This is a genomic window from Argonema antarcticum A004/B2, from assembly GCF_023333585.1.
GTDB lineage: Bacteria > Cyanobacteriota > Cyanobacteriia > Cyanobacteriales > Aerosakkonemataceae > Argonema > Argonema antarcticum.
Map to the genome: position 1 here is coordinate 74,082 of NZ_JAIQZN010000016.1, position 26,671 is coordinate 100,752.

At 43.7% G+C, this 26,671-nt stretch carries 37 protein-coding genes; 13 read left to right on the top strand and 24 right to left on the bottom strand.

Annotated elements, in window-relative coordinates; genetic code table 11:
• Window positions 1-104: 104 nt before the first annotated feature.
• The 4 genes from LAY57_RS09770 to LAY57_RS09785 all read right to left on the bottom strand — a co-directional run bounded on the left by LAY57_RS09770 (window position 105) and on the right by LAY57_RS09785 (window position 5,831).
• Window positions 105-1,892, bottom strand: a complete 1,788-nt coding sequence (locus LAY57_RS09770) for a M61 family metallopeptidase (protein WP_249066224.1) — start codon at window positions 1,890-1,892, stop codon at window positions 105-107.
• Between the two features lie 34 nt (window positions 1,893-1,926).
• Complete coding sequence (locus LAY57_RS09775; protein ID WP_249066225.1) at window positions 1,927-2,610, bottom strand: Crp/Fnr family transcriptional regulator; 684 nt, start codon at window positions 2,608-2,610, stop codon at window positions 1,927-1,929.
• A gap of 266 nt (window positions 2,611-2,876) precedes the next feature.
• Entirely contained in the window at window positions 2,877-4,121 is a 1,245-nt protein-coding gene (locus tag LAY57_RS09780) for an ATPase, T2SS/T4P/T4SS family (protein ID WP_249066226.1), read from the bottom strand.
• Window positions 4,122-4,700: 579 nt separating this feature from the next.
• Window positions 4,701-5,831 (bottom strand): HetZ-related protein 2, encoded by a 1,131-nt coding sequence (locus tag LAY57_RS09785; RefSeq protein ID WP_249066227.1) that lies wholly within the window; start codon window positions 5,829-5,831, stop codon window positions 4,701-4,703.
• Between the two features lie 166 nt (window positions 5,832-5,997).
• Between LAY57_RS09785 and LAY57_RS09790 the strand changes: the two genes are divergently transcribed.
• From LAY57_RS09790 to LAY57_RS09830, 9 genes are all read left to right on the top strand, one after another.
• Entirely contained in the window at window positions 5,998-6,279 is a 282-nt protein-coding gene (locus LAY57_RS09790; RefSeq protein WP_249066228.1) for a hypothetical protein, read from the top strand.
• A 323-nt stretch (window positions 6,280-6,602) separates the two neighbouring features.
• Window positions 6,603-8,810, top strand: coding sequence for a hybrid sensor histidine kinase/response regulator (locus LAY57_RS09795; protein WP_338022386.1), 2,208 nt, complete (start codon window positions 6,603-6,605; stop codon window positions 8,808-8,810).
• 18 nt (window positions 8,811-8,828) lie between these two features.
• A complete protein-coding gene (locus LAY57_RS09800; RefSeq protein ID WP_249066230.1) occupies window positions 8,829-9,038 on the top strand; it encodes a type II toxin-antitoxin system VapC family toxin in 210 nt (69 codons plus the stop codon).
• Window positions 9,039-9,258: 220 nt separating this feature from the next.
• The gene (locus LAY57_RS09805; RefSeq protein WP_249066231.1) at window positions 9,259-9,642 is read left to right on the top strand and encodes a type II toxin-antitoxin system HicB family antitoxin; all 384 of its coding nucleotides are present in this window, start codon (window positions 9,259-9,261) and stop codon (window positions 9,640-9,642) included.
• A 331-nt stretch (window positions 9,643-9,973) separates the two neighbouring features.
• A complete protein-coding gene (locus LAY57_RS09810) occupies window positions 9,974-10,144 on the top strand; it encodes a hypothetical protein (RefSeq protein WP_249066232.1) in 171 nt (56 codons plus the stop codon).
• A 14-nt stretch (window positions 10,145-10,158) separates the two neighbouring features.
• Window positions 10,159-10,452 (top strand): hypothetical protein, encoded by a 294-nt coding sequence (locus LAY57_RS09815; protein WP_249066233.1) that lies wholly within the window; start codon window positions 10,159-10,161, stop codon window positions 10,450-10,452.
• A gap of 225 nt (window positions 10,453-10,677) precedes the next feature.
• On the top strand, window positions 10,678-11,019 hold the full coding sequence (locus LAY57_RS09820) for a hypothetical protein (RefSeq protein ID WP_249066234.1): 342 nt from the start codon (window positions 10,678-10,680) through the stop codon (window positions 11,017-11,019).
• Between the two features lie 2 nt (window positions 11,020-11,021).
• The gene (locus LAY57_RS09825) at window positions 11,022-11,195 is read left to right on the top strand and encodes a hypothetical protein (protein ID WP_249066235.1); all 174 of its coding nucleotides are present in this window, start codon (window positions 11,022-11,024) and stop codon (window positions 11,193-11,195) included.
• A 2-nt stretch (window positions 11,196-11,197) separates the two neighbouring features.
• On the top strand, window positions 11,198-11,368 hold the full coding sequence (locus tag LAY57_RS09830; protein ID WP_249066236.1) for a hypothetical protein: 171 nt from the start codon (window positions 11,198-11,200) through the stop codon (window positions 11,366-11,368).
• Window positions 11,369-11,503: 135 nt separating this feature from the next.
• Here LAY57_RS09830 and LAY57_RS09835 read toward each other — a convergent pair whose 3' ends face one another.
• From LAY57_RS09835 to LAY57_RS09865, 7 genes are read right to left on the bottom strand one after another with little or no spacing between them, the layout of a single operon-like run.
• Window positions 11,504-12,091 carry a hypothetical protein gene (locus tag LAY57_RS09835; RefSeq protein WP_249066237.1) on the bottom strand — a complete coding sequence of 196 codons (588 nt, stop codon included), beginning with the start codon at window positions 12,089-12,091 and terminating at the stop codon, window positions 11,504-11,506.
• A 24-nt stretch (window positions 12,092-12,115) separates the two neighbouring features.
• Window positions 12,116-12,643, bottom strand: a complete 528-nt coding sequence (locus LAY57_RS09840; protein ID WP_249066238.1) for a hypothetical protein — start codon at window positions 12,641-12,643, stop codon at window positions 12,116-12,118.
• Window positions 12,644-12,654: 11 nt separating this feature from the next.
• Window positions 12,655-13,131 carry a hypothetical protein gene (locus LAY57_RS09845; RefSeq protein ID WP_249066239.1) on the bottom strand — a complete coding sequence of 159 codons (477 nt, stop codon included), beginning with the start codon at window positions 13,129-13,131 and terminating at the stop codon, window positions 12,655-12,657.
• On the bottom strand, window positions 13,124-14,563 hold the full coding sequence (locus LAY57_RS09850; RefSeq protein ID WP_249066240.1) for a M67 family metallopeptidase: 1,440 nt from the start codon (window positions 14,561-14,563) through the stop codon (window positions 13,124-13,126). The genes LAY57_RS09845 and LAY57_RS09850 overlap by 8 nt, the downstream gene beginning before the upstream one ends.
• Before the next feature lie 10 nt (window positions 14,564-14,573).
• The gene (locus LAY57_RS09855; protein WP_249066241.1) at window positions 14,574-15,092 is read right to left on the bottom strand and encodes a ubiquitin-conjugating enzyme E2; all 519 of its coding nucleotides are present in this window, start codon (window positions 15,090-15,092) and stop codon (window positions 14,574-14,576) included.
• Between the two features lie 2 nt (window positions 15,093-15,094).
• Window positions 15,095-15,349, bottom strand: coding sequence for a ubiquitin family protein (locus tag LAY57_RS09860; protein WP_249066242.1), 255 nt, complete (start codon window positions 15,347-15,349; stop codon window positions 15,095-15,097).
• An 8-nt stretch (window positions 15,350-15,357) separates the two neighbouring features.
• Window positions 15,358-16,512: a HesA/MoeB/ThiF family protein gene (locus tag LAY57_RS09865; RefSeq protein ID WP_249066243.1), complete on the bottom strand. Its 1,155-nt coding sequence runs from the start codon at window positions 16,510-16,512 to the stop codon at window positions 15,358-15,360.
• Window positions 16,513-16,731: 219 nt separating this feature from the next.
• Here LAY57_RS09865 and LAY57_RS09870 point away from each other — a divergent pair, with 219 nt between their 5' ends.
• Window positions 16,732-17,214 carry a helix-turn-helix transcriptional regulator gene (locus tag LAY57_RS09870; RefSeq protein ID WP_249066244.1) on the top strand — a complete coding sequence of 161 codons (483 nt, stop codon included), beginning with the start codon at window positions 16,732-16,734 and terminating at the stop codon, window positions 17,212-17,214.
• A 149-nt stretch (window positions 17,215-17,363) separates the two neighbouring features.
• Here LAY57_RS09870 and LAY57_RS09875 read toward each other — a convergent pair whose 3' ends face one another.
• The 9 genes from LAY57_RS09875 to LAY57_RS09915 form a co-directional block, all read right to left on the bottom strand.
• Window positions 17,364-17,678 (bottom strand): type II toxin-antitoxin system RelE/ParE family toxin, encoded by a 315-nt coding sequence (locus LAY57_RS09875; RefSeq protein ID WP_249066245.1) that lies wholly within the window; start codon window positions 17,676-17,678, stop codon window positions 17,364-17,366.
• A complete protein-coding gene (locus LAY57_RS09880) occupies window positions 17,678-17,962 on the bottom strand; it encodes a type II toxin-antitoxin system ParD family antitoxin (protein ID WP_249066246.1) in 285 nt (94 codons plus the stop codon). The genes LAY57_RS09875 and LAY57_RS09880 overlap by 1 nt, the downstream gene beginning before the upstream one ends.
• A gap of 274 nt (window positions 17,963-18,236) precedes the next feature.
• Window positions 18,237-18,677, bottom strand: a complete 441-nt coding sequence (locus LAY57_RS09885; RefSeq protein WP_249066247.1) for a type II toxin-antitoxin system VapC family toxin — start codon at window positions 18,675-18,677, stop codon at window positions 18,237-18,239.
• Complete coding sequence (locus LAY57_RS09890; protein ID WP_249066248.1) at window positions 18,674-18,943, bottom strand: type II toxin-antitoxin system Phd/YefM family antitoxin; 270 nt, start codon at window positions 18,941-18,943, stop codon at window positions 18,674-18,676. The genes LAY57_RS09885 and LAY57_RS09890 overlap by 4 nt, the downstream gene beginning before the upstream one ends.
• Before the next feature lie 44 nt (window positions 18,944-18,987).
• Window positions 18,988-19,281, bottom strand: a complete 294-nt coding sequence (locus LAY57_RS09895; protein ID WP_249066249.1) for a hypothetical protein — start codon at window positions 19,279-19,281, stop codon at window positions 18,988-18,990.
• A 49-nt stretch (window positions 19,282-19,330) separates the two neighbouring features.
• Entirely contained in the window at window positions 19,331-19,636 is a 306-nt protein-coding gene (locus tag LAY57_RS09900) for a papain fold toxin domain-containing protein (protein ID WP_249066250.1), read from the bottom strand.
• A gap of 216 nt (window positions 19,637-19,852) precedes the next feature.
• A complete protein-coding gene (locus LAY57_RS09905; RefSeq protein WP_249066251.1) occupies window positions 19,853-19,990 on the bottom strand; it encodes a photosystem II reaction center protein K in 138 nt (45 codons plus the stop codon).
• A 60-nt stretch (window positions 19,991-20,050) separates the two neighbouring features.
• On the bottom strand, window positions 20,051-21,172 hold the full coding sequence (tgt, locus tag LAY57_RS09910) for a tRNA guanosine(34) transglycosylase Tgt (protein WP_249066252.1): 1,122 nt from the start codon (window positions 21,170-21,172) through the stop codon (window positions 20,051-20,053).
• A 20-nt stretch (window positions 21,173-21,192) separates the two neighbouring features.
• Entirely contained in the window at window positions 21,193-21,645 is a 453-nt protein-coding gene (locus tag LAY57_RS09915; protein ID WP_249066253.1) for a hypothetical protein, read from the bottom strand.
• A gap of 170 nt (window positions 21,646-21,815) precedes the next feature.
• Between LAY57_RS09915 and LAY57_RS09920 the strand changes: the two genes are divergently transcribed.
• Together LAY57_RS09920 and cobS are read left to right on the top strand one after the other, a co-directional pair.
• Window positions 21,816-22,013, top strand: a complete 198-nt coding sequence (locus tag LAY57_RS09920) for a hypothetical protein (RefSeq protein ID WP_249066254.1) — start codon at window positions 21,816-21,818, stop codon at window positions 22,011-22,013.
• 487 nt (window positions 22,014-22,500) lie between these two features.
• On the top strand, window positions 22,501-23,292 hold the full coding sequence (gene cobS, locus LAY57_RS09925; protein ID WP_249066255.1) for an adenosylcobinamide-GDP ribazoletransferase: 792 nt from the start codon (window positions 22,501-22,503) through the stop codon (window positions 23,290-23,292).
• Window positions 23,293-23,441: 149 nt separating this feature from the next.
• Here cobS and LAY57_RS09930 read toward each other — a convergent pair whose 3' ends face one another.
• Window positions 23,442-23,894, bottom strand: a complete 453-nt coding sequence (locus tag LAY57_RS09930) for a PPC domain-containing protein (protein ID WP_249066256.1) — start codon at window positions 23,892-23,894, stop codon at window positions 23,442-23,444.
• A gap of 71 nt (window positions 23,895-23,965) precedes the next feature.
• Window positions 23,966-24,670: a ComF family protein gene (locus LAY57_RS09935; RefSeq protein WP_249066257.1), complete on the bottom strand. Its 705-nt coding sequence runs from the start codon at window positions 24,668-24,670 to the stop codon at window positions 23,966-23,968.
• A gap of 137 nt (window positions 24,671-24,807) precedes the next feature.
• On the opposite strand from LAY57_RS09935, the gene LAY57_RS09940 reads away from it, so the two are divergent.
• The gene (locus LAY57_RS09940; protein ID WP_249066258.1) at window positions 24,808-25,131 is read left to right on the top strand and encodes a TMEM14 family protein; all 324 of its coding nucleotides are present in this window, start codon (window positions 24,808-24,810) and stop codon (window positions 25,129-25,131) included.
• 151 nt (window positions 25,132-25,282) lie between these two features.
• Here LAY57_RS09940 and LAY57_RS09945 read toward each other — a convergent pair whose 3' ends face one another.
• A complete protein-coding gene (locus tag LAY57_RS09945) occupies window positions 25,283-25,786 on the bottom strand; it encodes a hypothetical protein (protein ID WP_249066259.1) in 504 nt (167 codons plus the stop codon).
• Between the two features lie 269 nt (window positions 25,787-26,055).
• A complete protein-coding gene (locus LAY57_RS09950) occupies window positions 26,056-26,328 on the bottom strand; it encodes a hypothetical protein (protein ID WP_249066260.1) in 273 nt (90 codons plus the stop codon).
• Window positions 26,329-26,671: the final 343 nt, after the last annotated feature.

The following is a 26,671-nucleotide window of genomic DNA, read 5'->3' on the forward strand; positions in this document are numbered from 1 at the left end:
ATGGACTTTTTGCCAGCTTATATTTACAAAGAAACGAGGTGTGGTTGAAAACCTGCAAATAGGCTACCACACCAATTAAAATAATCAAAGTTATCTTTAGATATCTACAAGATAGCTGATAGCGGCACTCCCAACCACCCGGCAAAGTTTTGTTTCTGCGTTGGGGATGGGTTCTCCACAGCGACAATTTTGTAAGCGTTGGGGCGCGGTGCTGCTAGGGTAACTGGCAAAGTCCGCAACTCGTCTTGATGGAAAACTGTCACCTGGATGGTGTCGCCCGGTTTATAATCTTTGAGGCGATCGCTCAAATGTTCTGCCGTCACCCGCAACCCATCGATCGCCAGCAACTCATCACCAGCATCCACACCCCCTACTTGAGCTGGAGAACCGATTTCCACAAAACTAATTACTTCTTTACCATTTTGTGATTTAGCTGTCAAGCCCATTTGTGGTGGTTGTTCATCTTCCGAGTCCGATCGCACTTGCAACCCAAAAGGTTCCAGGTACTCATCAAAAGGCAACTCATCCGTTCCATCAATATAGCGGGCAAAAAAGTCGCTCAAATCCATACCAGCTATAGATTCGATCGCTTGCTGCAACTGGGAAGGCGTAAAGCCGATTTCCTCTTTACCGAACTTTTCCCACATTTGCCGCATCACATCATCAAGCGATCGCTTATTTTCATGTCTTTCTCGAATCAACAAATCCAGCAACAACGAAACCAATTCCCCCTTCAAATAATAAGAAATCTGGGAATTATTGCTATTTGCATCTTGTCGATAAAGCTTAATCCACGAATCAAAACTCGACTCACTCACCGGCTGCACCTTTCGCCCCGGTATTGTCAGGAATCGGCTAATTTCCTTACCCAAATTATGCAAAAATGACTTAGCATCGTATATCCCCGATCGCAGCGGAATCAAAAGATCGTAATAACTTGTCGTCCCCTCACTAAACCACAGTGAAGGAGTGTAATTTTCCCCATCATAATCAAACTTTTCTAGCCCTTTAGGACGAAGGCGCTTAACATTCCACAAATGGAAAAATTCATGCGCCACCAATTGCATAAAGCGATCGTACTTATCCTTAGCCCGAAAACCAAAACGCGAATAATTTAAAGTGCAGGCATTTTTGTGTTCCAAACCACCAGCACCCGTAGAAGCCAAATGCAGCAGAAACACATACCTTTCATAAGGTAGCCCCCCAAACATTTCAGCTTCTACCTGGATAATTTTTTGGAGATCGGGAATAATCCGATCCACTTCCGCATTTCCCTGTCCCCAAATTGCTAACTCATGAGACTTGCCCAGCACCTCAAACTCATATAACTTGTGACAGCCAACTTCAAACGGACTATCCACCAGCGTATCAAAATCCACGGCCTCGAAAACATTAACTTGCCCTGCTACCAGCGGCAAAGGCGTTGTCACCCGCCATTCTCCTAAAGGCGGGATAATTTCGATCGCGATCGGTCGATCTGCAAATCCCGGTAAATAAAAACACAGCGCCGCCGGATTGAAATAACCGTGAGAATCATCTAAATGATTTGTACGCACCGTCAGCTCGTTGGCAAACACGCGGTACTTCACTGTTATTTCAGACACCCCATCAGTTTCAATTTGCCAGTGATTTTTCCCTAACTTACACCAAGGCAAAATATTGCCCCCGCTATAGGCAGAAAAATCCTGCAAATGCTTAGCATACTCCCGCACCAAGTAAGAACCTGGTGTCCAAACTGGCAGCTTTAAATCAAGGACTGAAACTGACCAACCTACAACCTGCAAAGTCACCTCAAACAAGTGAGAACTAGGCAGCGGCATAGCAACCTGGTAGTGAATTGCCGGTGTAGTGGGGGTAAAGCGGCTGAATCGGACTTGAGTGGCTTCCGTCATCAATCTAAAATCCAAAATCTAAAATCTAAAATTGTTATACCCTTCCTGCCAGGTGCGTCAACTGCTTAAGGTTGATCAGATGGATAACTTGACGCCCAGCATCAATCTTGATCCAACCCTTACTATCTAGTTTTTCCATAATTTTAGTCGTTTCCTCCACACCGATATCCGTCACATCAGCCAAATCTTTCAAAGGGATGTTATAGATTTCCGTTCCCTTCTCGGTTGCCTGACCGTAATTTTCTCCCATAGCAACCAAAGTGTTAGCTAACTTGACAGCAGGTGGCTGATGGCGCAATTGAAAGCGGTGGTTCATTTGGCGCAGTCGCCGTACCATCACTTGCAGCATCCGGTGGTGCAGCTGGGGGTCTTTGAACAGAGTTTGAATAAATCGTTGAGCGTGGACGCTAAGCAAGCGCACTGAGCAGAGGGCAACCACATCCGTTGAACGGGGAGATTCATCTAGAATCGCCATTTCTCCAAAAAAATCACCCTGTCCCAGAATTGCCAGCGTCACACCGTCATCGCCAACGATGCGTCGGACTTTTACCCAGCCAGATACCAGGAAGTAAACCGCGTTACCCCAAGCATCTTCCATTAGAACCGCTCGGCCTGCTGGGTATTCGTGTTCGTCAGCAACCGACAGAAGCCATTCTAAGGTTTCTGGGTTGACAGTGTTGAAAAGAGGGAAAAGTTCACTAAAATCTTCAGTTTGCATGAAAGATCTGAAAAGAGTAGACCAACCTTGGCAGAATTGATATTCTCCTCCTTGCTAAAGCAAGGATCTGCCATAGTGGCAGCAAAGGTTAGCTGGTATTTTCCTAGTCTAGCGATAACTGGTTTAGAACCAATCCAACAAAAAGTTTTTGGTATTCGCTCTAGTATTGTACCTTTTTAGGGTATTCAGCCTTTACATCCTTCCAAACCTTCCTATTTTCGCTGCCGACCAGCCTGCTGAGCCACAAAGCAATGGGTTCTCTAACCTCAACTGGTAACGTTATCGTCAGAGTTCATCTCCACTTGCAGCAATTTCAGGGTTTCTAGCTGTTGGTTCAGGCTCTTGAGCAATTCGTCTAGCGCAGGCAAAGCATCTAATTGTCCTGCTGTTAGAGTGGGATCGATGCGAGTGCGCTTTTGAATTTCATTTATCTTGGTCTGGAGCTGCTGGGCCATAGTCAAGGCATCTCGACTCAAATTTTCCAGCTGCTGCTGTTGATAAAACTTCAAAGCTGCTCCCCGCAATACTTGCAGCGTTGCTTCTTCTCCGTGAGTACCGGGCATCACCCGCAAGCGCAATAGCAAACGGTGTTGTTGATAAATTCTCTCGATCTCTACTTGTTTCGGGTGTTCTACCGAAATCAAAGACAGGTGGGTCAAGAGCTTCAGCTCGTTGATCACTCCCTGAAACACAGCGGTATCCAGTCCTTCCAACACGGACTGCAAGACACCATTCTGACTCCAGAGAATGCGACCGCTATTTGGATGTCGCTCGAAAAAAAGCCGCCCGATTCCTCCTGCGAGGATTCTTGCCAACAACTCCTGTAGCAAGTTTTTCGGTGTTAGGGTCGCTAGAACTTCCACTGGGCTTGATATGTGATGTGCCTGTACTTCTAAAACAGGCAAGCCCACGCCGGAGGCTGGCGTTGGCGGCTTGGGCGATTTTGTGTTTGGCTTTTGCTTTTCAGGTGTAGCCTTTGGGGGCTGGGGCGAAGGGGTATATGAATGGCTTGAAGTGGTGGGTGGCGCTGTCACCTGTGACGAACTTGACTCTAACTCCTGTTGGTTTAAATCTTCTGGACTATCTACAATCAGCGTGGCTTGAGTGTTTTGGTCAAACTTATTTTCAGATGGAGTGTTCTGCTGTTTGGCAGTTGCTTGCTTTAGCTGCCCGATATGGTTTAAGTAGGCCGACAGCACTGCTTGGTGCTTTGCTGCTGAAATTGGTTGGGGCACCAGAGAGCAATTCATGTAGGCTAAGATGCGGCGCACGTAATCCAACGCGGCAGAGTCATCGGGATTTACCATGCCCAAATTAAGGTGGGTTCCCTCTAGGGAAATGGGCAGAACTTGATGATACAGGCAAGCTTCAAAGGGAAGGATACCATCAATTAACCGGAACGTTACGTCGTAATTCGCCTGTTCCATCCCTTTGTCAGGTTGAGGTGAGAAAAATGCTTGCCGATCGCTGCTCTGCTTGAGCTTTAGTAGATTACTTGCCAAGGGTGCCATAGGTGTTTATTAAAGCTTACTACCATCTCACACACTCCTTTTCCGGATAAAAAGTTTTCCGTTTTGGGTTTGAATTTTTACAGGTTAGGTTTAACGACTCGATCTATTTTTAGACGAGTCTACTTTGTTAAACTCGCCCGTAAAGATTCTCTTCAATTAAAAATTGAAAACCCATAACTTAACACTCTCCTCAGGAGTGGACTTGGAGGCTGCGGCACCATACTGGCGCTCCATCCTGCTACCCTAACTTTCGCAGCCAGTCTACAAATGTGTCAGTTTCACTTTTGTACCCTGAAGGTTTGACCCAACCAAGGATTTGTGGTTAGAACACCCTACCCTTCTCTCATTTAATGCTTTTTTTGTTACCAAATTGTCATTCTTTAGTCAAGACTTTTTACCTCTAAAGAAAGATTTTCTGACTTTAGGGTTATAGCTCTAAATGCAATTGGGATCGGCCAGCCATAGCACCCGTATAGTTAAAGACAACATTATAACTCTTTTTTATTCTTTTGTACAGCCTTGATGGCAACTCCCAGTTTTTAGATTTAATAAAAAGGGGTGAGTTTTTTTACACGCTCTTTAAGAAGGGCTGCGCTTTTCTTGAGCTGCTAGGTAAAGCTTGCTCCATTCGCCCATGACCTGATTGGTTTTCAGGTTCAAATCTTGGGCGATCGCTTCTAGGGTTTTGCCAGTTGCCAGTTTGTCCAGGAGTAGGCGTTGCTCAGCAGTGAGGCTTGAACAGTATTCTTGCCATTGGCTCGGTGTCAAACCCAGGTGGTGTTCCTGTAAGGAAGTTTCTAGCCAATTGGCTACTAACTCTGGTTGGATTTTGAGGGCGAAGACTCTCACGGCGTGGTAGCTAATTTTTTCCCGCAGCCGATAAATTTCCTTGATCGGCTTGTCCAAGGTACGGGCGATCTCTTCCTGGGAGCGACCCTGGAGATAAAGCTGAAGCCAATCTTGAGCGACTGGGCCGACGGTTTGAACCAGGTAAGACTCAAATTCCTGTTTTACAGATGTCCGCGCTGCCATTCTTTCTTCCCAAGCTTGGGTTTCTTGATACTGAGCCATTGCTTGGGCGTCTAGCAGACTGACTGGGTTGTCTGCATCTTCCGGCATCACTTCTTCCGAAACTAGCCGCACTAGGTCGCCTGTTGGTACGTGGGTGATACCTCCCCGTCCCGATCGGCGCAGGTAGTTGACAAAACGGTAAAGCAGTAGCGGTTGGTTGCGGATGGGCCGCATACAGTATTCTTCGGCGGAAGCAAGCAGCAGGGCGTTTCGCAGTCGGGAATCCGAGCTGCACTTGGTAATCCAGGCGATTTGCTGCTGCAAATAGCGATCGCTATGTAACAATTCTTGAATCACTTCTTGTAAGACATCGACCACAGCCCGGTGGCGATCGCGGCTGAGGGAGACCCAAGTCTTTATTTTATTTCGCAGCATTACCAGAGAACCCAGCCGAGTAATCAAATTACGATAAGCTCGCTCTGGCCCGACTCCCAGATACCGATGCAGTAAAATGCGGTAGCGATAGTCCATTGCTTGCTCGGCAATTGCTAACTGGCTGGCGGTTAGCTCCTCAAACCGCGCTAAATCTTTTCCCAATAGCCAGCTTATAATACTCTCGTATGTTGCCCGATCGTAGTTCGGACAGTCTACCTGGAGCCGAGCGAGCCAATTCTGGGCCAATTTTTCAGCTATTTGCATGGAGTCTAGCTCCTCAAGTCCTTAATTAGAGAGTTTGCCGCCGCGAAGAATTGATTTTGATTTGAGTTTTAAATCCCAGTAGCATAGCCAAATTTTACTATGGGTTTGGGCGAGTGTGGTAAGGCAAGGGAGTAAAAGTGAAGGATTGTGAGTAAATGTTAGTAAAGTGACAACTGTTGATGAACCTCACAACCTTGCCGATGTATTCACCCACACGGGTAATGTTTATCTTTATCTGTCGATCGATGAAACGATTTTGGATTTTGGATTGACCCCAAACGGTCGAGAGGGGGCAAGCAATACTGAAAAGCTTTTTTTCTTCTCCCAGATGATCGAGAGGGGGCTTAAAACCTTTTTTGTTTTAGGTCATTTTTTAACAAATGGCCTATATATCACAAAATACATATTTTTGCAAGCTCCGATGATAGCGAATATTCCCAGTTTCTGAAATTACCGAATCGGTGTTCTAGTCGAGCCCATTTCTTGTTTATAAGCTAACACGCATCTAATTCGGATATTTCTAATCCGGCAATCAAACCTTCAATTCCTCTCCCACTCCCCCACTCCCCCACTCTCCCACTCCCGCTAAACATACAAATTAAATGCGTAGCAGCTTATCAATGCCCTCCTACACGAGGTGTTTCAGATCACAATCATCAGGAGAGCAGTCTCACCAGCCGTAAATATTACATCTTGTTAATTAAAGTAAAGTGGCTTTAATATTGTCTGCACCCAGCCTCTGTCGAAACTATGCACCCAGAGCCAATTGAGATGCGCCTGCAAAAACTCAAGCAAGAGCAGGAACTAATTTTAAGTCGAGTGGATAATGCGATCGCTCTATTTGACTGCGAGCATCGACTTGTCTTGTTCAACAATAAGCTTTCTGTGATTTGGGGCTTTTCCTCAGAGTGGTTGCAAAGCAAGCCGACGTATGAAGTTGTTTTTGCTGAAATCTTAGCGCAGGGCTACTGGTTAGAGGCGCAGCACAAACAGCTGGTTTCTGCTATTGAGCAAGCAGAGGCTGAAAATGTTTCCTACTATATTGAGCAGAGCAATGGCATTTGCCTTGATGTTTACGCCACCGTAACATCAGACGGGGGACGCCTGTTTACCTTCCGAGATGTCACCAGCTACCAGCAAGCCCTAAAGGAAGCTCAGCTGACACAGGCAAACTTAAATGCCCAAGTGAGGCGTCAAGCTTTTTTATTAAGCTTAACAGAACGGCTACAGCCTGCGACCGATCTGCGGGAAATTGGGCAGTTTGCCCTTAGCTATCTGGTAGAAGTGATGGGTGCAGCTTTTGGCGATGTTAAGGTAATTACTGGAGAAGGAGTCGATCGCCAAGCAGGCATCCTCACCAATAAAGTTTTGGGACAATTTATTGCCACTTACGGCGAGGTCGCTGTTGCTGAAATGGAAGTGCTGCTCTCTAGAGGCATTCCTTACGGTCAAGGGCTACTTTGGAAAGTGGTTGAAACGGGCAAGCCAATTTTTGTGGAAGATTATTACAACCACCCAAACGCGCTACCGGGGTTTCGCCACCCATCGATCGGTCAGTTGGGCATTTTTCCCATTCCAGCTGCGGATGGCACCATTATAGGGGTTTTAACCCTGGAATCTCGCAGTTTGCAGAAGTTGCAAGAAGCTCCCCAACAGGATATGCTACTGGCAGCTTGTCGGACTTTGGGTGTGGCGATCGAACGCGCTCAAGCTCAAGAGAGTCTGCGTCAGATTAATGAGGACTTAGAGCGAGCATCTCAGATGAAATCTGAATTTCTCACCTCTATGTCCCACGAACTGCGGACACCCCTCAATAGCATTCTGGGATTTTCTGACTTGTTGTTGCGGCAAAGGGCTGGTTCTTTGACCGATCGCCAGATCGGCTATGTCCAAACAATCGAAAAAAGCGGTCAACACCTATTGCAGTTGATTAACGACATTTTGGATTTATCCAAAATTGAAGCTGGCAAAACAGAACTCGACCTACAACCTATCTCCATCCAGTATCTCTGTACAGAATGCCTGAAAATGATTCAGCCGCGTGCAGATAAAAAGCGATTGGCTCTTTCCTTAGAAATTGACTATCGACTCAAGAATGCGAACTTGGATGAGCGTCGCGTCAGCCAAATTTTGATTAATTTGCTTTCCAATGCCGTTAAATTCACACCAGAAGGTGGGCAAATTAAGCTGACCAGTAGATTGATTTATGGAAATCAGCTGGCCAAAGAATTTCGGCCCGATCGTAGTCCTATCAATCCCAGTACACCTTATCTATGTCTGGAAGTAAAAGATTCTGGAATCGGCATTGCCAAGGATAAATGGCATTTGCTCTTTCGACCCTTTCAGCAAGTAGATGCTTCCTTAGCTCGGCGTCACGAAGGTACAGGTTTAGGTTTGGCTTTAACAAAGCGGTTGGCAGAACTACACGGCGGTACTGTCTCCCTGGAATCGGTGGAAAATGAAGGCTCTACATTTCGCATCTGGCTACCTTTGACCGAAATGCGACAGGAGTCAGCTGTCACTATCCCTCAGATTCCTAAGTCAAATTATACTCAGCACTCAGCACTCAGCACTCAGCACTTTTATGCCAAACGGGTGTTAGTAGTTGAGGATCAACCTTACAATCAAGCGTTAATTTCTGAAGTGCTGGAACTGGAAGGCTATGCGGTTGAATTAATCTATGACGGTTGCACGATGATGGAAATGATTAACTCTCCTCTGGTCACACCTCAATCTTTACCTGATATGATTTTAATGGATATCCAATTGCCAGAGGTAGATGGCTTTCAGCTCATCCGTCACCTCAAGGATCACCCTTTGTGGAAAAATGTGCCGACGATCGCCGTAACTGCGATCGCAATGGCGGGCGATCGCGATCGGTGTTTAGCTGCTGGTGCTAATGGTTACCTGAGCAAACCTTTGAATTTAGATGAATTGATTGCGACTGTGCGATCTTTTTTAGATAAAAATCCGACCTAATGGTTACAAGATGGGGTAGTGTTTTTCAAACAAGTCAATGTGCTTGAATTTAACCACGATGCTTACAGTTGTTACACGGAATTGCTCAGACAAAGAATTCGTATTGGTACGCAAGATTTAAGAATTGCTGCGATCGCAATTTCAAGAAATGGGATTCTGGTAACTCGAAATCGGCGGGATTTTGAACGAGTTCCTGGTTTGGTGTTTGAAGATTGGAGTGTAAGCTAGCTGGGTTAAAGAAGAGAGCGATCGCCTTGAAATATCAAAAGCAGATGTGGGAAATAGCGATCGCGTTAAAATTTAAAAAACCTATGCGGGAAATTAGGGAAGGTAGAAGAGAGAAAGTTAGCGGGATTGGGTAGTATGGATGAAGTGCGATCGCTTTCACCAAATAAGCTGACAGAAATATAGGTTATAATTACTAAAATCAGAGTGGAGGTTTCAGGTAATGAAAACTACTTTATTAAATGAATCAGAGGAAAACTTAGCTCAATTAACTTACTCAGTAATAGTTGAACGAGAAAAAGAAGGAAGTTATAAAGCTACGGTGTGGGGTTTAGCAGATTGTGAAGCGACTGGAGATACGAAGGAAACTGCGTTAAAGAGTATTAACCAGCTTTTAACAGCGCGGTTAGAAAATGCTGAAGTTGTTGTACAAGAAATGGCTTTACCTAAATCAGAAAATCCTTGGATAAAGTTTGCGGGTATGTATAAGGATAATCCTCTTTTTAATGATATGGTTTCTGAGATGGAAGCTGATCGGCGGGAAGTTGATGCGGAAATGGAGGAATATTACCGTAAAATTGATGCGGAGGAGAAAAACAAGTGCTAAAATCTGCCTCATCTTGCCAAAAGTTCATGGCAAGTTGTGGTGTGCTGTAAATTAGGAAAATAGGTAGTGGACAGGGGACAATCTTACATCAGGGTAAGCGAATTAGAATTACGCCGAGAGCAAGCAATAGAAAAATGTGGAGAAGGATTAGTTTTAAAAGCCGAAGGTCGTTTGCAGTCTTTGCTGAAGGAAGCAGAGATTTTTATTAGACTTGATGGTGAAAATTTAGAGAGATGCCTCTTTCGTTTCTTGGGAAGATATTGCAGGTAATGCTGAGAATCTTCGGTGGCGGTTAGAAACCATCGCATCTTCTACGAGTTTAGCAGATTTAATGGAGGCTAAGGAGCAACACTTTTATTTTGAGGCTCAAATTCACGCTGGAGTTATAATTGAGGATATTGCTGAGATTATCTATATTGAAGATAGTCCAAGTGATTCGATCGCTCAGTTGGCTCTTGAGAGAGGTATCCCGATCGCTGTAGTTAACCTGAATGAATGTTAAGTAAGGAGTCGAGTATGCCAGTACGTAGAGAAAATGTTGATTTTTTCTTTGATGATTTTATCAAAGTCAGCACTGGAAGTAAAGAGTCGAGTATCTGGGCAGTAGGCAGTTATAATGGGGATTTGATTATGACTGTCGTGAGAAAAAAGATAGACAATCTGATAATGGATGATATTGCTAAAGAGCGAACTTTTGTGACGCTAAGCGATTTGATGAAATTCGATCCTTACCGTCAGTATGATTCGGAAGCGATTAAGGAGGCTGAAATTATGGCTAAAGTAAGAAGGTCAGCTTCGGTGACAACTTAGAAGGTAGGGGTGGGATGTGGAGAGGCGATCGCAAAATAACAGTGGTGTGTATGGGCGATCGCACTTATATTTTGTTACAGAAGTGATATGCGATCGCATTAAAATATCAAAATCGGATGCGGGAAATTAGAGAAGCTAGAAGAGAGAAAGTTAGTGGCATTGGGTAGGATGGATGAAGTGCGATCGCGATATACTAATATACTAACAATTAGCAACAGAATTCCAATGCCTATACCTTCAGAAATTATAGCTCTCATTGAGCGATTAAACCAGGAATTTAATCAGACTGAACAAGAAGCTACAGATGCTCTGAACATAGTCAGACGCAATTTGTCTTTTTTTCCAAACAATGTTATAATGACGCAATATTTTGCTTATCTAAACACTATATTGTTTTCTGTAGAAACTTACAAAAGACAAGTGCAGGCTATGGTGGAAATAATCTCGCCAACAGATGTGCCAGCCGAAGTAATACAGGAGGCGGGAGAAGATTTGGGGAATTTGCTGGGTCGAGCGATCGAAAGTAAAATGGCTGTTAGAAGGATTATAAGTCGTTTGGAGGGATGAAAATGAGAGAACCACTAGATGAAAAAACGATGCTTGAAATTCTTGAACTGGCGAAAGAAGCCGAACAGAAAGCTAGAGAAACAAGTGAGTTAGCAACTGCGATCGCATTAAAATATCAAAATCGGATGCGGGAAATTAGAGAACTTAGGACAAAAGAAGCTAGCAGAATTGGGTAAGAATGAAACAATTACCGGATAAAAAGAAACTACTTGAATTGCTTGAACTTGCCAAAGACTTTGAAAGGGAAGCTAGACAAATGAGTGAGTTGTCTACAGAAATAGCTTATAAGTGGCAACGTCGTTTGGAAGCAAGGCGATCGGCAAAGCGGGAAGTGAGTGAGGTTAAGTAGTGGAAAAAAGAACGATCGCACTTTTATTTTGTTAGGGGAGTTGGGGGCGATCGCGTTAAAATATCAAAACCGAATGCGGTAAATTAGGGAAGGTAGAAGAGAGAAAGTTAGTGGCATTGGGTAGGGTGGATGACTTTAGCTACTTATATCTAGCCACTGAATATCATCTTTATTTTCTTCTATTTCTTCTGAAAAATCTTGCCACTTTAACTGGCTTAGTGGATCGAGTATTAATTGTATATCTGCTATCATTTCTGGCTTTAACCACGATTCACTAGGAGTAGAGAATTCTTGCATACTTGCCACAGCAAAACCCAATCTACTAATTTTCCTAATGATTTCAGAAGTTAACGCTAAAAATGATATTTTATACTCAAAAGTTTCAGCTAATTTTAATAAGGTTAGCAAATAACGATCAAGCGGATTTCGAGCATCAATATCTTCATAGCTAGATAGAACATTTTCTAACTTCATTGCTTCGTCAATAAAATATATCGTACCTCCACTAACTGTCTTAAATATCAAGAATTCAAGAATCTCTTGTCTGTCTAACGACTCTATAATTTTTGTTGCTGCTTCGGTAGCTGCATGAAAATTCCCATCTTTAAGATAAACAAGCTGACTATAAAAATATTTAGGCAGGACAACATCTTTAGAAGTCCATACTAATAGCTCAGGATTACAAATACATAAATCTGGTTCTAGTCCATAGAGTATATTCATTTTATCCGCTCTCCCTATCTTTTTTTAGTTTACGCGATCGCGATTTATTCTCGTCTGTGGAAACTGGATCGAAACTGGTAAAGTGTATTCTCCCGTGTGTCCTGCATTTCCACACACCGGACATTGACATCCCAACTCTCTCCAGCTATCTTCGTGATAGGCAAGTTTGTGACGGCGACACAAGTAAACCCTTTCCCCCGGACGAAATATTTCTTGACTGTAAAGATCTTTTGTTCCTATTACATTTCTTAATATATTGTCTAAATCATCAGGTACGTCTGGGTTTAAAAAATTTTCGTCTATAATAGTTTCGCCGTCACCACCAGTGGGAGGAAGATCTACCTCAAGCTCGATCCATTCGATTTCTTCTGTTACAGGAGAAACATTAATATTTCTCCTATTTGGCTGTCTTGGTGGAGAAATACCGATATCTCGCCATCTAATTTCGCCTGTACCCGGTTGTATTCGTCGGGACTTTTTGGACTTGGCATAAATAACTGTGCCAATACTAACTACGAGTATTCCTACTCCTATTACCAATAACCATTCCATTATTTTACTTGCTATTCAAGTTGCCTAAACTCAATTTGTAAGTCGTTGGTATTCCGTTTTTTTATCTGCACTGGAACAGGTAATGTATGTAATTTGGTATGTGCATTATTTCCACATACCATACATTTACATCCCATTTCTCTCCAGCTATCTTCATGATAGGCAAGTTTGTGCGTATAGCACAAGTAAACCTGTTCTCCAGGTCGAAATATTTCTTGAGTTACAGGATCTTTTATTTCGCCGCTGCTTATATCTATTAGTATGTTGTTTAGATCGTCAGGTAAATCTGGAAGTATTGTAGAAGTTGATGAGGAAGTATTACTACTGGAAGATGAGCTTGTGTTTGAAGAAGATGACTGAGAATTAGGAGCGCTAACTATTAAAATAAAAAGGGCTACCCACCATCCTGGATGGGTAAAACCTAAAATAAGAAATACTATAGCTAGGCAACCTAAACAGCCTTGTCCATTATCTGTATTGTTAGCCATCTTTAAGTATTTCCTTTATTTCGATTTTTTGAATTTTCTCATTGCTATCCTTATATTCAATAGAACGGGGAATATAAACTACATCACGAACTACTTTTTTAGCTGGTTCTGTATTATTAGAAGTTGGGGAAGGAGAGACTCTCCTACTATTTCCTCTGCCTCTGGCTCCCTGAGTTTCAGTCCTTACAGGGGTAGGAATGAGAGAACTAAACATAGGAACAATTACGCCCCCTTGTGCATTTTGAAGTTCGATAGTTTTTTCGCTCTTTATGGGAGAGCGGTAATTGTAATCTGAGAGAGATTTATCTGAATTTTCGATTAAATCTGTTACTTGAATAACCTCCACATCCTTGACATTTTCATTGGGGATAAATTCATCTACAAACAACTGAAATCTTTCAGCATTTTCTGTTACTTCTTTGGAAATGACTAGCAAAGTTATTTCAGTTCCTTTACCAATACTGTCTCCTACCTTAACAATTGGATACCGAAGTAAATTTTTCTCCTTTTCTAGGTAACTAAATACTGGCGCTGGCATAGTTTTTATGTCCGCTTTTAATGGAGAAACAGGTTTATTGCTTATGCTATTATTAAACAGATTGTTAAGCAAAAGTGAACCACATAAGGCTGCAATTATTACTAAAACAAAAATCATCCAAGCTGTTACAGGAAAACGTCTAGCTTGCTTTGTGGCTGTTACTTCAGGCGCTCTATTTATCAGGTCAGTATTGTCTTGAGGTTGTCTATCGTTATTATCTTCTCTCTCTTCTCTCCATTGAATATCCTGGTGCCGTACTCTTGGTTCCTGAATTTGCTGTCGAGTTTGGCCAAATATACCTGGATAAACTGGTACTGCTTTTTCACCCAAAAAATAGCCAATCTCTAGTCTTACAGGGTCATATACAATTGACAAACACCAAGGATGATGGAAAAATGCCTGCTGTGTGTTCCTATCTGTTGGCGACATGAACACACTAAGATTAGGGTGAGAATGATACCAACCAACAATGTTTTCTTGGGGATGCTCAGACCTGGCATAATTCATAATGCTCAACCAGGAATCTGAGGTAAACTCTAGATGTGCGCCTGTTCCAATTGTTGCTGGCGCTGCGACTGCTGCCGTAATCTCCACATATATTCCATAATGCGGATCGGAGTAAGCGTTACCAAAAAGAATGCCACCTTGTTCGACCCTAAGATTAGATCTAAGATGCGCTTTCAAATCCTCAAGGGCATCTGTTCTGATATATACTTCTTTTTTGTGTGAATCGCTGATGCCTCGTTCCTCTGTAAATTCACTAATTGACTTGAGTATTGGCTTATAAACATCCTCACTTTCTACCCAGACAATTTTGTTTTGTGGTTCGGAATCAGAGTTTCCTTTTTTTCCTGGATTGTTGCCTTTGGAAAAGTTTGGTAAATCAGGTGCCATGACTATTCCTCTAAAAATCTTGGAATGAAATATTGACTGGTAATTCTTCCCAAACAATCCGAGATTTGAATGTCTGAGTATCAATTGGAAAACGCCGCATATTATTGCTAGCCCAAGTTTTTGCTGTGCTGTTAGCTGGACTATTCAAATTGGTTATATCGCTTGCATACTGAATGATTTTGCCAATTCTGAGAACCAGTTCGGTAAGTGTCTCTGCCATTGTCCACTCAGAACCGAGACATATATTTAGATTCTGATAAACATTTGGGTGAAAAATTGGAGTCAAAAATTTAGCGTCAGGTTTTCCTTTTGGATAATTGCTGCCCAGAGTGATTTCTACCCGGTGATTATCTCGAAAAACCGGCTCGTTTCCCTGTAATCGCTCTATGCCTCTGCATCGATATTCGATTACATATTGATAGGGTGGATTACCGCTTTTTGAAATAATTGCTAGCGTACTTCCCGAATCAGAAACCATTTTGGATAACGCCTGAAAGTCATTTTGAAGCCGTTTTTCTCGTACACTCATTTCTAACCAGCCTCCAAATTTGGATAAACTTCTAGTACATCATTTTCTTCAACTTCCTGTGAGCCAAGAGTTGCAGAAGGGTTTAATTGTTGCCCAGTACGTTCCAAACGGACACCATAGTTGAAATTAGAAGGCAGATTCCACTTTTCCTGAGTAGTTTGTAAAATCTGTCCAACAGTGAGAGTAGGAGGTATGTTAATAGCTGCCTTCCGAGTGCCATCAGCCATACGAACAATTACAGAAAGTGAATTAGCCATGCTTAATCCTATATTTGGCAAAATTGAATTGCTATTTGACCTTTCGATGTCTCGCAGTGTAGTATCTCGTTCTTGGTTAGACACAACTCTCCTAATGTGAGGTTTGCACTAGAATCATCTAGGGTTAAATTTTTGATTACCTCAAAATCCCTTTGTTCGTGACCACATTTGGGGCAGGATAGCTGAGATTCTGGGTATTTGTGTAGGTGTGTATTCACCTGTTCTTCATCGTCACAAGTCAGACATTTCATCTTCCCTATAACTTCATTACGAAGCCACAAAACTGGTTCGGAAAATTCAGAATTAGCCAACAGTTTTAGAACTTCTTCCAGCTTCCAATTTGGCTCGTAATTGACACGCATTATCGGTTCAATTGATAAGTCGTGAGCAAGACAATCCTCTGATTTACGAATTTGCACTTTGAAGGTTGTCCAAGGATTTAACCCTAGAAAAACTTTTTCTCCCGGATTTATAAATCCCGTTTTACCGTGCAAATATAAAAGTGCTTGGTGAACCTGCATTGCACTGGTAATAGAAGCTATTGGCGCTGTTGTAGGCATCGCTGCTTCTGGGATATTCCGTTTTAATCCCTGACAGGAATATCGCTTGTTACGTCTTTCCCACATTTGATCGGAGATTGTACATTCATAACAAGCTGCTTCTGTCTTCGGGTCAAAAAAACTAATTTCCCCTTCAGCTATACCGATACCACCGTTTATCCAGGGAATACCTGCACGATAGGCAAGCTGATTAATTGCCCACCGCGCATTAATGCTATCTAAACAACCAATAATAATGTCGTGTTCCCGAACATCGCCAATCCCCAGGTCAAATTCCAAGTCGCCATAAATTGCCTGAATTGATATTTCTGGATTAATTTCCAGGATGCGTTGACGGGCAACTTCTACTTTTGGTAAACCAACATCTGACTCTCGAAATAAAACCGATCGAGTTAAGTTGGTGATTGAGACAGTATCGAAGTCAATAACGGTGATATTGCCGATACCCACCAGCGCTAGATTTTTCAGCACTTCGTTGCCCAAAGCCCCAGCCCCGGCAACTAGCACTTTGGCAGCTTTGAGTTTTTCCTGATCCCACCAGTCAATCAGATAGTGTCTCTCATAGCGGCTTTCTGGCTCGGCAGTAATTTCCAAGAAGTCCATGTTTGCTGTACGGTATTAACTAGAATGAATAGTTAGTCTTGTCATTGGCAATACCAGTCATTACCCGCTTGAGGTTAGCCCTCTCCCTGTCTTGACCCGTAAATACCACTACTTTAGTTCTTATTTTTACTTATAATAAACTAGCTATACATAGTCATACCCTGACTAACATCAGGATTTATGTTAGAATCTCATCAGTAATTTTCTCCCCACCCATCTATGGCATCTACTGACGAGCAGTTTACCCAAGCGGCAACCCACTGGGACTTGGAAACCCTCTACACAGATTTAGCCTCTGTCAAGGGAAAGCGCCTCACCCCCGTTGAAAAGCTACACCTGCGGGGGTTGCTTTGTGGTCATAGTCCCACTGAAATAGCGGAAAAACTAGGTAAAAATACTAAGGGAGTTGAAACTGATCTCTGTGCCAGTATTTATAGGTACGTTAAAAGTTTGGTGGATAAATGTAACGAAAAGATAGAAAACTGGCGAAATATTACTGAATGGCTTGATGATGCAGGATATAAAAGTCAGTCTTCTTCTAAGATGCCAGTTAGTAATTGTTTACCCGAAAATAGTACAGTTAATATAACTAATATATTTTATGAGAAATATAACATCAAAGTGTTTCTACAAATAACTGTACCGCTACCTTCAGAACTATCAATCCAAGAATTAGATATCGAAGACAATAATAATAACTAGGTTTTTGCTATAATTGAAATGTGTAAAGGTGAGTTGGCTGAAAAGTTCGATCGCACGCCCTTTCCTATTCTTTAATCCAAGTGCGATCGCGTAGCTGACAAAAGCCATTTTCTCTCATCCTCCAAAGTGCGATCGCTTTTCGGGAAACTTTATTCTTCTTCACCAGCATCTTGATTTGGAAAAAGGATTTCTAAATCGCGGTAGCCGCTGACAACCCGCACAATTTCAACACCGCCAGCAACCTGGCGATAAAATATCAAGTAATTATCCACAGGAAAACTTCGCAGTCCTGACTGCAAATCATCACGATTTTGACCCATTACTGGAAAATCAGCCAACAGCTTGAACTGTTGTTTAAATTTCTCCCTCAGACTTCTAGCAGCTTGAGGATTTCTCCTCGTGAGATATGTGTTAATTTCCCTCAAGTTTAATCTAGCTGAAGGAGCTAAGATATATCGGCTCATTATTTAGCTTGCTCTAGTTGTGCCATTTCCGCTTCAATTCGCCGACTATCTTCCTCAAGTTCGGCAAATACCTCTTCCCCATCAATTCCTTCACCGCGATCGAGTTCTTCAATACCTTCTCTGATTTTTGCCTTCAATTCGGCCAAACGCTCTGACTGAGTGCGATCGCGTTCCCTCAATAGCCACAACGCTTCTTCTACCACCTCATCAGCAGATGAATATCTACCGCTTTTTACCCGCTCGTCGATAAACTGTTCTAGCTCTCCTCTTAACGATACATTCATAAATTGCTCCTAACTCACTAATCTCTTTATTAATTATACTAACTCAAGTTGCTAATTATATTAAGTAGGGTGCGTCAGGTCGCCAAATTTTGGAGAGCATCACTAATTTTGGGCTGCTGACGCACCCTACAGCCTGATGTAAAGAAGCGATCGCATTAACTGTGTATTGAAAGTGAGTTGGCTGAAAAGATCGCACTTCCTTTCCTATTCTTTAATTTAAGTGCGATCGCACCCATCCCTTCACCCCCAGATTATTAGGGAATTATTAATTTTTTTATATCTCATACACTCCACCAGAACTAGCAGATATTCCCAAAGTTTGTGCAGCAGCAATTAGATTCCGATCTAGCGATAAAATGTTTTCTACCTTACGATTGTAGCCAATAGCTAAATGCAGTGCATCGCCAGCGCGTAACCCCGTATTGCCTTGCAACAAAAACTGAGTTGCTCGCTCGAAATCCTCTGTGTTAACTTCAAATATGGCATAAAATTCCGCAACATCAGCCTGAAACGCTCTCATGGTTTCTTCTACTATTTCCTGGGTTAATTCTCCCATGCGAATTCGACGGGTTAATAGGCTAGCAAACTCCACCCGCGTCCAATCACTAATTGCTAACTCACCAGCAGGAACACCTAGCAACACATCCTCAACGCGATCGCTAGTAGCTTCGTGGATATAAAAGGGAGCTAGAAAACTGGTATCTAAATAAATCAATACCTAGCCTCACTGCGTAGAGTTTGCAAAGTTTCTAGGCTACTGGTTGCAGCTATTGGTTGGGTTCTCCTCAGCTGAGATCGGGATTTCAGCTTTCCCTTAATCTTTCCAGGAACGTTTGAGCGATCGATTAATTCTTGCCCAATAGTAGATAATTTAGCGATCGCCTTTCCTTGACGAGTAATAATCACTTCTTCTCCCCGTTCCACCTGACTGAGAATTTGATTCAGACTTGCCTCAAAATCAGCAACACTCAATTCTATCATAACAGTATCTCCCTATCAAAAACAGTACTTGCCGAACTTTTTTCCTATTGTTGAAATTCTTCAAATAATTCAAAAAATCTATCTAGTGCATCCCTCTCATCCTGAGAAAAGAACAAAATTATGTTAGCCCAACATTGAGAAGATTCTATCCCAAATTTTTGCTGAATCCATTCTTGAAATCCATCCAGCGGGTTTTCTGCTGTTAAAGGTACACCAAGTTGGTACTGCGCTACATTATATCCCGATAAAAAAGCCTGAAGACAAACGATTGAGGGTCTACCCAAATAGGCGGCAGGTTTGTTTTTGATTTTTTCTAGCACATCACCTAGATAATCCATCGCGAACCTCTCCCTATTCAATTTATCAACTATATAAATTATAGCCAAATTAAAGCTGTGTTTCCGTCACCGTAAATTTGCCATTAAAATCTTCTACCAAAGGCCCGCCAAAACTATTGAGCCACTCCTGTTTAGGAATTCCGTCAGGATATAGGTGATCAAAAACTGTTTCAATTCTTCCTAATTCAGTTTCAATCTGAACAACTACGCCTTGATGAAAACCGTTGAGAGCAACTTGTCGATCGCTGCTATCATAAAATAAAGAAAGCCTGCTCCGATCGCCAAACATCTGAGCTAAAAATGTATAATCACAAGCAACCTGGACTTCACCTATTTCCCCCACAATAGCAGACAAAGTACGTTGGACAACCGCCGACTTGGAGTTATTTCCTAGCTCGACAAATTAAAACTGGATTACGTCAGCGAGATGTAGATGTTTATCCAAAATCCAAAAAGAAACCCGGTTTCTTGAAGAAACCGGGTTTCTGGGTGGCGATCGCACCAAAAAAAGCGGCTACCCCATTTCTGGAATAGCCACCCTTTTGTTTTTCGATGATACTATAATATCGGCTTATCTGAAACCAACAGCCGCTTGCCAAACGAAAGCCAACAGCAGGAAAAACACGGGAATCACAGGTAGAACATCTACCAAAGGATCGAAGACTGAAAAAGCTTCGGGCAATTTTGCTAACAAGAGCGCTGCTTCCATGTATTAACCTTCCTCTCCAACACAAATTTCATAATCGCCATAGATCTTAACATGAGCAGCTCACGCTGATGCCGGTGCGGGAGCAAGCCAGTGGGCAAATTCCGTCGTAAAGCGATCGCACAAAATCGCCTCTCGTATCCGCTGGGTAAAGCTCACCAGTTCCGTGAGATTGTGAATCGACAGCAGAGTGTAACCTAAAATCTCCTTCGCTCGCACCAAATGACACAAATAAGCGCGGCTGAAGTTCTGACAGGTATAACAAGCACAACTAGCATCCAAAGGCGTAAAATCTTCCCGAAACTGAGCATTTCTCAGGTTCCAGCGTTCCCCCTGTACCAAAGCAGCACCGTGACGCCCAAACCGCGTCGGAATCACGCAGTCAAACAGATCCACACCAGCAGCTATAGCTTGTGCCATTTCTCGATAAGTACCAATCCCCATCAAATAACGAGGCTTTTCTGGCGGTAGCAGTGGTGTCGTAGCTTTGACAATCTTTTCAATCAATTCAGGAGGTTCCCCCACACTTACACCGCCGATCGCATAACCGGGCAAATCCAACTGGGCCAGAGATGCAGCAGCTGACTGTCGCAAATCCAGATAAACACCTCCCTGAACAATCCCAAACAGAGCCTGATCGGCACGCTGATGAGCCCCTATACACCGTTCCAACCAGCGGTAGGTGCGGGCTACAGACGCCTCCATAACTTCCCGTTCGCAGGGATAAGGCGGACACTCATCGAACGCCATAATTACATCAGCACCCAGCGTATTTTGAATTTGGATCGATCGCTCCGGCGTCAATTCAATCAGTCTTCCATCACGAGGAGAACGGAAAGTTACCCCCTCTTCCGTGATTTTACGCATTTTACTTAAACTGAATACCTGGAAGCCACCGGAATCAGTCAGCATCGGCCCATTCCATCCCATAAACCGATGCAGACCACCAGCACCTGCCACAATACCTTCTCCCGGTTGGAGATGCAGATGATAAGTATTCGCTAACACCATCTGCGCCCCTGTAGCCTGCAATTGAGCCGCTGTCACAGTTTTGACATTAGCCAACGTTCCCACCGGCATAAAACGAGGCGTTTCTACCAGCCCGTGAGGCGTCAAAAAAACTCCAGCTCGCGCCTGGGTATGGGAGCAGCAAGCCTGACATTGAAATTTAAAACTGGAACTCAAAATTAATTCAATCCAAACACTTAAAACGAGTAATCGCTATCATCGTCAATATTAAGATCCCACTTAGCTGAAAGAACTTGATCCACGACTGCTTCCAGGTCAGCATCGTTTAAATTCGCAGTTCCTCTTTCTTGCAGCCGATTCGAGAGCGGAATAAGTCGCAATCGGCGATTCTCTTGCACCAGATCGAAATAACATTCGCACTCTAGCGACTGTTGCAGCTCTAGGTAATCAAAACTATAGACGTTTAGATAAAGCGCATGATTGGCAACTATACTTGCCCGACGGGGATCGGCAAAAACGTCCAGCACATACCCTTCTCCCTCACTATGTAAACGATCGTCCTGGATGTGGAGATAACGGACATGGTGCAAATCCGTTAAAAGTCTCCGCATATCTAACTTGTGAATGATTATCCCGGTATCTATAATACAGGGGGCAGGCAGCTGGCTAGGAAATTGATCTTGACTCATAAGTAAAATGCCTCTGGTCTCGATGAGCCTTTATATTGACAGGAAATGGTTAAATGCAACAGCAGGGTCAAGCCCTACAGACCAAGTTAATCTTTGAGAGAGAAAGCGTGCGACCTATAAATTAAATAAATACTTGCCAGCGGGTATATAAGGTTAGGGGCAGCTCAAGTGTGAAAATCGTGAGAAAAAATGAAATTGGCTGGCAATCTCAACAAAGATTTTGCGAATGCCTGCTAGACAAGCAGTATGGACGAAACTATCTTATCCTAGATTTTTTAAGCAACCCATCATTAAATTTACGTAATTTACTGCGGGAAATACTGAATGCGCGGACTCAACAGGTAAAAGTAGCGGCGGTGGGAGGTTGACTAAATAGCAAAATACTTGGCTAAAGTTACTCATACAGGACTTACGCAAAGCCTCTATCTGTAGGGTGTGTTAGCGATAGCGTAACGCACCATCCACCATATTTAGCGTCCCTGCGTAAGTCCTGTCATAGTTATTTAGGGCGAGAGTGTTGACGGGAGTGGTAATTTATGCTATGTTTTTGAGCGATGCCGAAAACCAAGGCTTAAAATTGTCTGGTTTGTAAACCACAGCCGCTTCAAAACTAGCCAGCCTGTAAAAAGGTCGAACGGGAGACCACGATTCGTTAAATAGGTTGAAAATAATGGTTGAACAATGGCTAAAAGCTTCAGAACCAATAATTATACTCTCCAAATAGGGTGGGCTACACCCGAATTTACGCCTGTGGACAAGTAAGAGCCGACTCCCCGTAAAAAAACTAGGAATGTCCTATTGTGAAGCAGGAAGCCCCCGCTATAATCTTTGATTTAGCGGGGGAAGATGTCACGAATGATTAATAGACGCTGGGTGGAACGGGTTCTTCGGTTTTGGCATCAGCAGACAAGTACACTTGCAGCTGCGATCGCTTTTTATACTTGTCTGCCCGTCCCAACCTCCTGGACGCTGGCTTTTCGGGGCATAGCCCGCCTCGCACCACTGGTCGGACTGATGATTGGGGGAATTTTGGGGCTGCTAGATGCTGGACTGCATTTGCTAGGTATGCCCGCACTCACTAAGTCTGCTTTGGTGGTAGTGGCTGGAATTGCCCTGACGGGCGGACTGCATCTTGATGGTGCAATGGATACTGCTGATGGACTGGCGGTGCCAGATCCGCAACGTCGCCTGGAGGTAATGTCTGACAGCGTTACGGGTGCTTTTGGCGCGATGGCCGCGATCGCACTCCTGCTACTCAAAACATCTGCCCTGGCAGACATAGAATCCCACCGCTGGTTAGCTTTGATGGCAGCGGCTGGCTGGGGACGCTGGGGGCAATTGGTGGCAATCATTTGCTATCCCTACCTCAAGCCCACAGGTAAAGGCGCAATTCACAAGGAATCAAACCATTCAGCCTACGATTTGGTGCCGGGATTCCTTGCCCTGCTAGGATTGAGCGGGTTTTTACTCATTTTGGACGATCGCAGCTGGTTGATAGCAGCTAGTATGGCTTTTGGCGGAAGTGCGATCGCCGTTCTCACAGGTGCCTGGTTTAATCACAAATTAGGCGGTCATACCGGCGATACTTATGGAGCTGTCGTGGAGTGGACTGAAGCGTTATTACTCTGTCTCCTCACTGGACTTTAGAAGAATGAAGCCCCCTGTCATTTCATATTTGAGATTTGAGATTTCAATTTAATTTGAAATCTCAAATCTCAAATCTCAAATTTACTCTCTTCCCTAGCCCTTTTTTTCTTTTGACTTTTGACTTTTGACTTTTGACTTTTGACTTTTGACTAAATCGGTCGCAGGCGCGTTACCTTGAGCTTAAATTCACCACCAGCAGTTTCACCAAAAGCCCGCACCCTAATAATGTAAGTACCGGCATCTTTAATGCGCGTGAACAGAAGCGAGTTAGTGCTGCCGTCTGGCCCATCATCATTTTCTGCCACCGTCGTGCCGTTTTTAGCCAGCAACGTGACAATTGTGTCAAAGCCATCAGATGTGATATCGATCGCCACATTATCACCAGCGGTCAAAGTCACAGCATAGTCGCGGGCAAACCCGCCCTGCCCCGTAGGAATATCTTTGTCCGACAGGTTGTCCGTAATTTCATTATTAGCAGGTAAGACGATCGGGTTATACAACTGGCTTTGAGCCCGAACTGTTATGGCACTCATACCAACTGCTAGCAGAGTTGCAGGAACAAGCAGGACTTGGCTAAAACGAGCAACAAAAGCTTGAATCATGATGGAGCGGTATATTTTGGCAAAAAAAGCGAATTTGTCAATTATACAGATGACTGTAGCTAGTCGTTGGCTTAGTTTACAGGTTTAGTGCGCTCAAGAGAAATAGCTTGCTGTGGGGAGGCGATCGCAGCTGTGCCATACACTCGAATTCCATGTTGGCGCAACGTATCAGCAGCAGACTGTACAGTCTCCCCACTCGTATAAATGTCATCTAACAACAGAATGGGTGCAGCAGGACGAGTGCGATCGAAATCTTTTCCCAATTCAAACGCCCCAGCCAGATTTTGTTTTCGCTCTACCGCAGACAAGCCAAACTGCGCTTTCGTATCGCGCACCCGTTCTAAGCCATGCCGTTGTAAAGGCAACCCAGTTAGCTTGCAAAAACCCTCTGCCAGCAACTCTGCCTGATTGTAACCTCTTTCCCGCAGCTTTTGAGCATGAAGTGGAATTGGCACCACCGTTAGCTTTGTACCAGCAGCAAGGGAAGACTTTAACCAAGCTTCAGCAAGCCAATACCCCAAAGGCTGAGCCACCCAGGGTTGATTTTCGTATTTCAGAACTTTCAGCGCCCGTTTGAGCGCCCCGCCATACACACCCCAAGCAAAAACAGGCCGTTCTGGACGCCATAATATGTCAGGTTTGGGCATTTGACAGCGTTCGAGCTGTCGCTGACAATCTTGACAAAATTCTTGAGGCGTCGGGCGCTGACATAAAGGACAATTGGATTGCAAAAACAAATTTAGCAATCCTTTCAGGTTTTGAGTCCAGTTACCCATCAGCCCCCAGCCGCGAAAGAAACCATGATTAGAAGCGAAAGTAAAAGACCGGGGCTTAGTAGTAGCAACAGCATTCCCAAATCGTGTAAAGTCATAACACCTAACCTCCTAATTAAGGTTAATTTAAAACAACCATCATGGATAGAATCGCAGTCTGGTCTATTCTAGTTTATGCTTTAGCCGTTGCTTTGGGTGGTGTATTTGGCTACATCAAAGCAAAAAGCAAAATGTCGCTAATTACTGGTCTGGTTAGCGGTGCAGCTCTTCTAGCTGCATGGTTTTTTAGCACGACAAAACCGGAAACGGGTTTGGCAATAGCAATTGTGATAGGAGCGGTTTTGGTAGTAGTTTTTATTACCCGTCTGATTCGTACCCGTAAATTCATGCCCGCCGGTATAATGATGTCTTTAAGCTTTTTGGCAACTGCGGTGTTTGTGTGGGGCTGGCTGGCTCTAGCCTAGCGTTATAGCTAGGGACTAGGGACTAGGGGCTAGGGGCTAGCGTTGAGGGAAGAGGGAAAATGGTTACGGAGTAAGGGATGGAAGCACCAGAGGTAAGAGTTGGAGTTGTCCTAACCGACGAGAGCGGTTGCTATATCAAGAATAATATTGGTTACACCCGCACAAGTTTGGCATCCTGTTGTTTGCTTTGGGGCAAATTCGCCATACACTGGCGTCCCATCTTCATAGTTTTCGGCAAAACTCCTACCAGCTGGCCTAATACCTCATCCGGCAGATGGTTGACTGTTTCAAAGCCGAAATATTTATCTAGCAGAAATAAAATTGCCTGTGCCCGCTGTAGGGGGACTGAACTCTCCATCGCCTTTTGAGTGAAGCGAAACCATTTTTGCCTCATGGCATAAGCTTTCTGCCTCTCTTGATAAGACTCTGGATGAGTTAAACCCAAATCGCCAACGGGAATGACCTTACTAGAGTCTATGTCGCACACACCGCCGACTGCTGACCCTGGCCCCGCAAATTCTGCGTGGTGGCGTTTGCAGACAATCAACCCACCCCGGCGACGAGGATCGATCGTCAGCAACTGTCCGCTACTCAATTGGGTCAAAACCTGCGTTGAGTTAACAGTAATTTGTGGGAGAAGCGATTTATTTGACATCTTGACCCCTAGAACTTCATATTCTCACTATGAATTATTCCTGAAAACTATTAAGTGACAGGAGGGTTTATCTTATAGTGACTGTAAGCTTTTGGGGCAGTGATTCTAGAGCTAGAGCAGATGTGACGTCACTTTAGCATCAAAGTGATTTTGGTCACAAGGTGAGTTATACGTTTGGCCAATCTAGTTGTGGCGTAGCGGTCAAACGAATCGCTTTTCCCATGAGCCTTTTTAAGACGCTGCAAGGGCGGTGCTTTGCACGATCGGATTTAATCGAGAACGGTCAGCAATCCATGTCTGATGCCATAAAGTAGCCGGTTAATCAAGATTTGCTCTCCTTCGCTGAGTGAATCAGTTAATAAGGCAGATCTGATCTGATACCGATCGTGGACAGTCATCTTGCCAGAAACCATGATCTGACCAGTAAGGGCTTCGATGGAAACGGGCTGCCAGTGGGCTTTAGGGTACATTTTTTTACGGGTGGGAACTTTATATGATTCAATATCTTCCATTTCTGGAAAGCGTCGTGCGATCGAAAGCATTCATAAAGCTTGACGCTATTCTTCTAGTTTGGTGATATGACGCTCAAATCAATGTGACCCTAAAGTTTCTTTGTAGTGATGCTAATCATTGACTTACCACTAATCTAAATCTCTAACTGAAGTTGCGGGGATCGCCGTGGGCTGGGCGATCCCCGTACTGGGGGGGTTGAGAACCGAATGGCACTAAGTTAAGCAAAATTTGCTGCCCAGATCCCCGACTTCTTCAAGAAATCGGGGATCTAGATCCAGCTTATCGATGCAAATAGCTGGCTCTTTCGGAGTTGCTATGCTTTTGTTCACCTAAGAACATTTTTATTTCTTTTCGCCTCTCCCACTCTGCCAC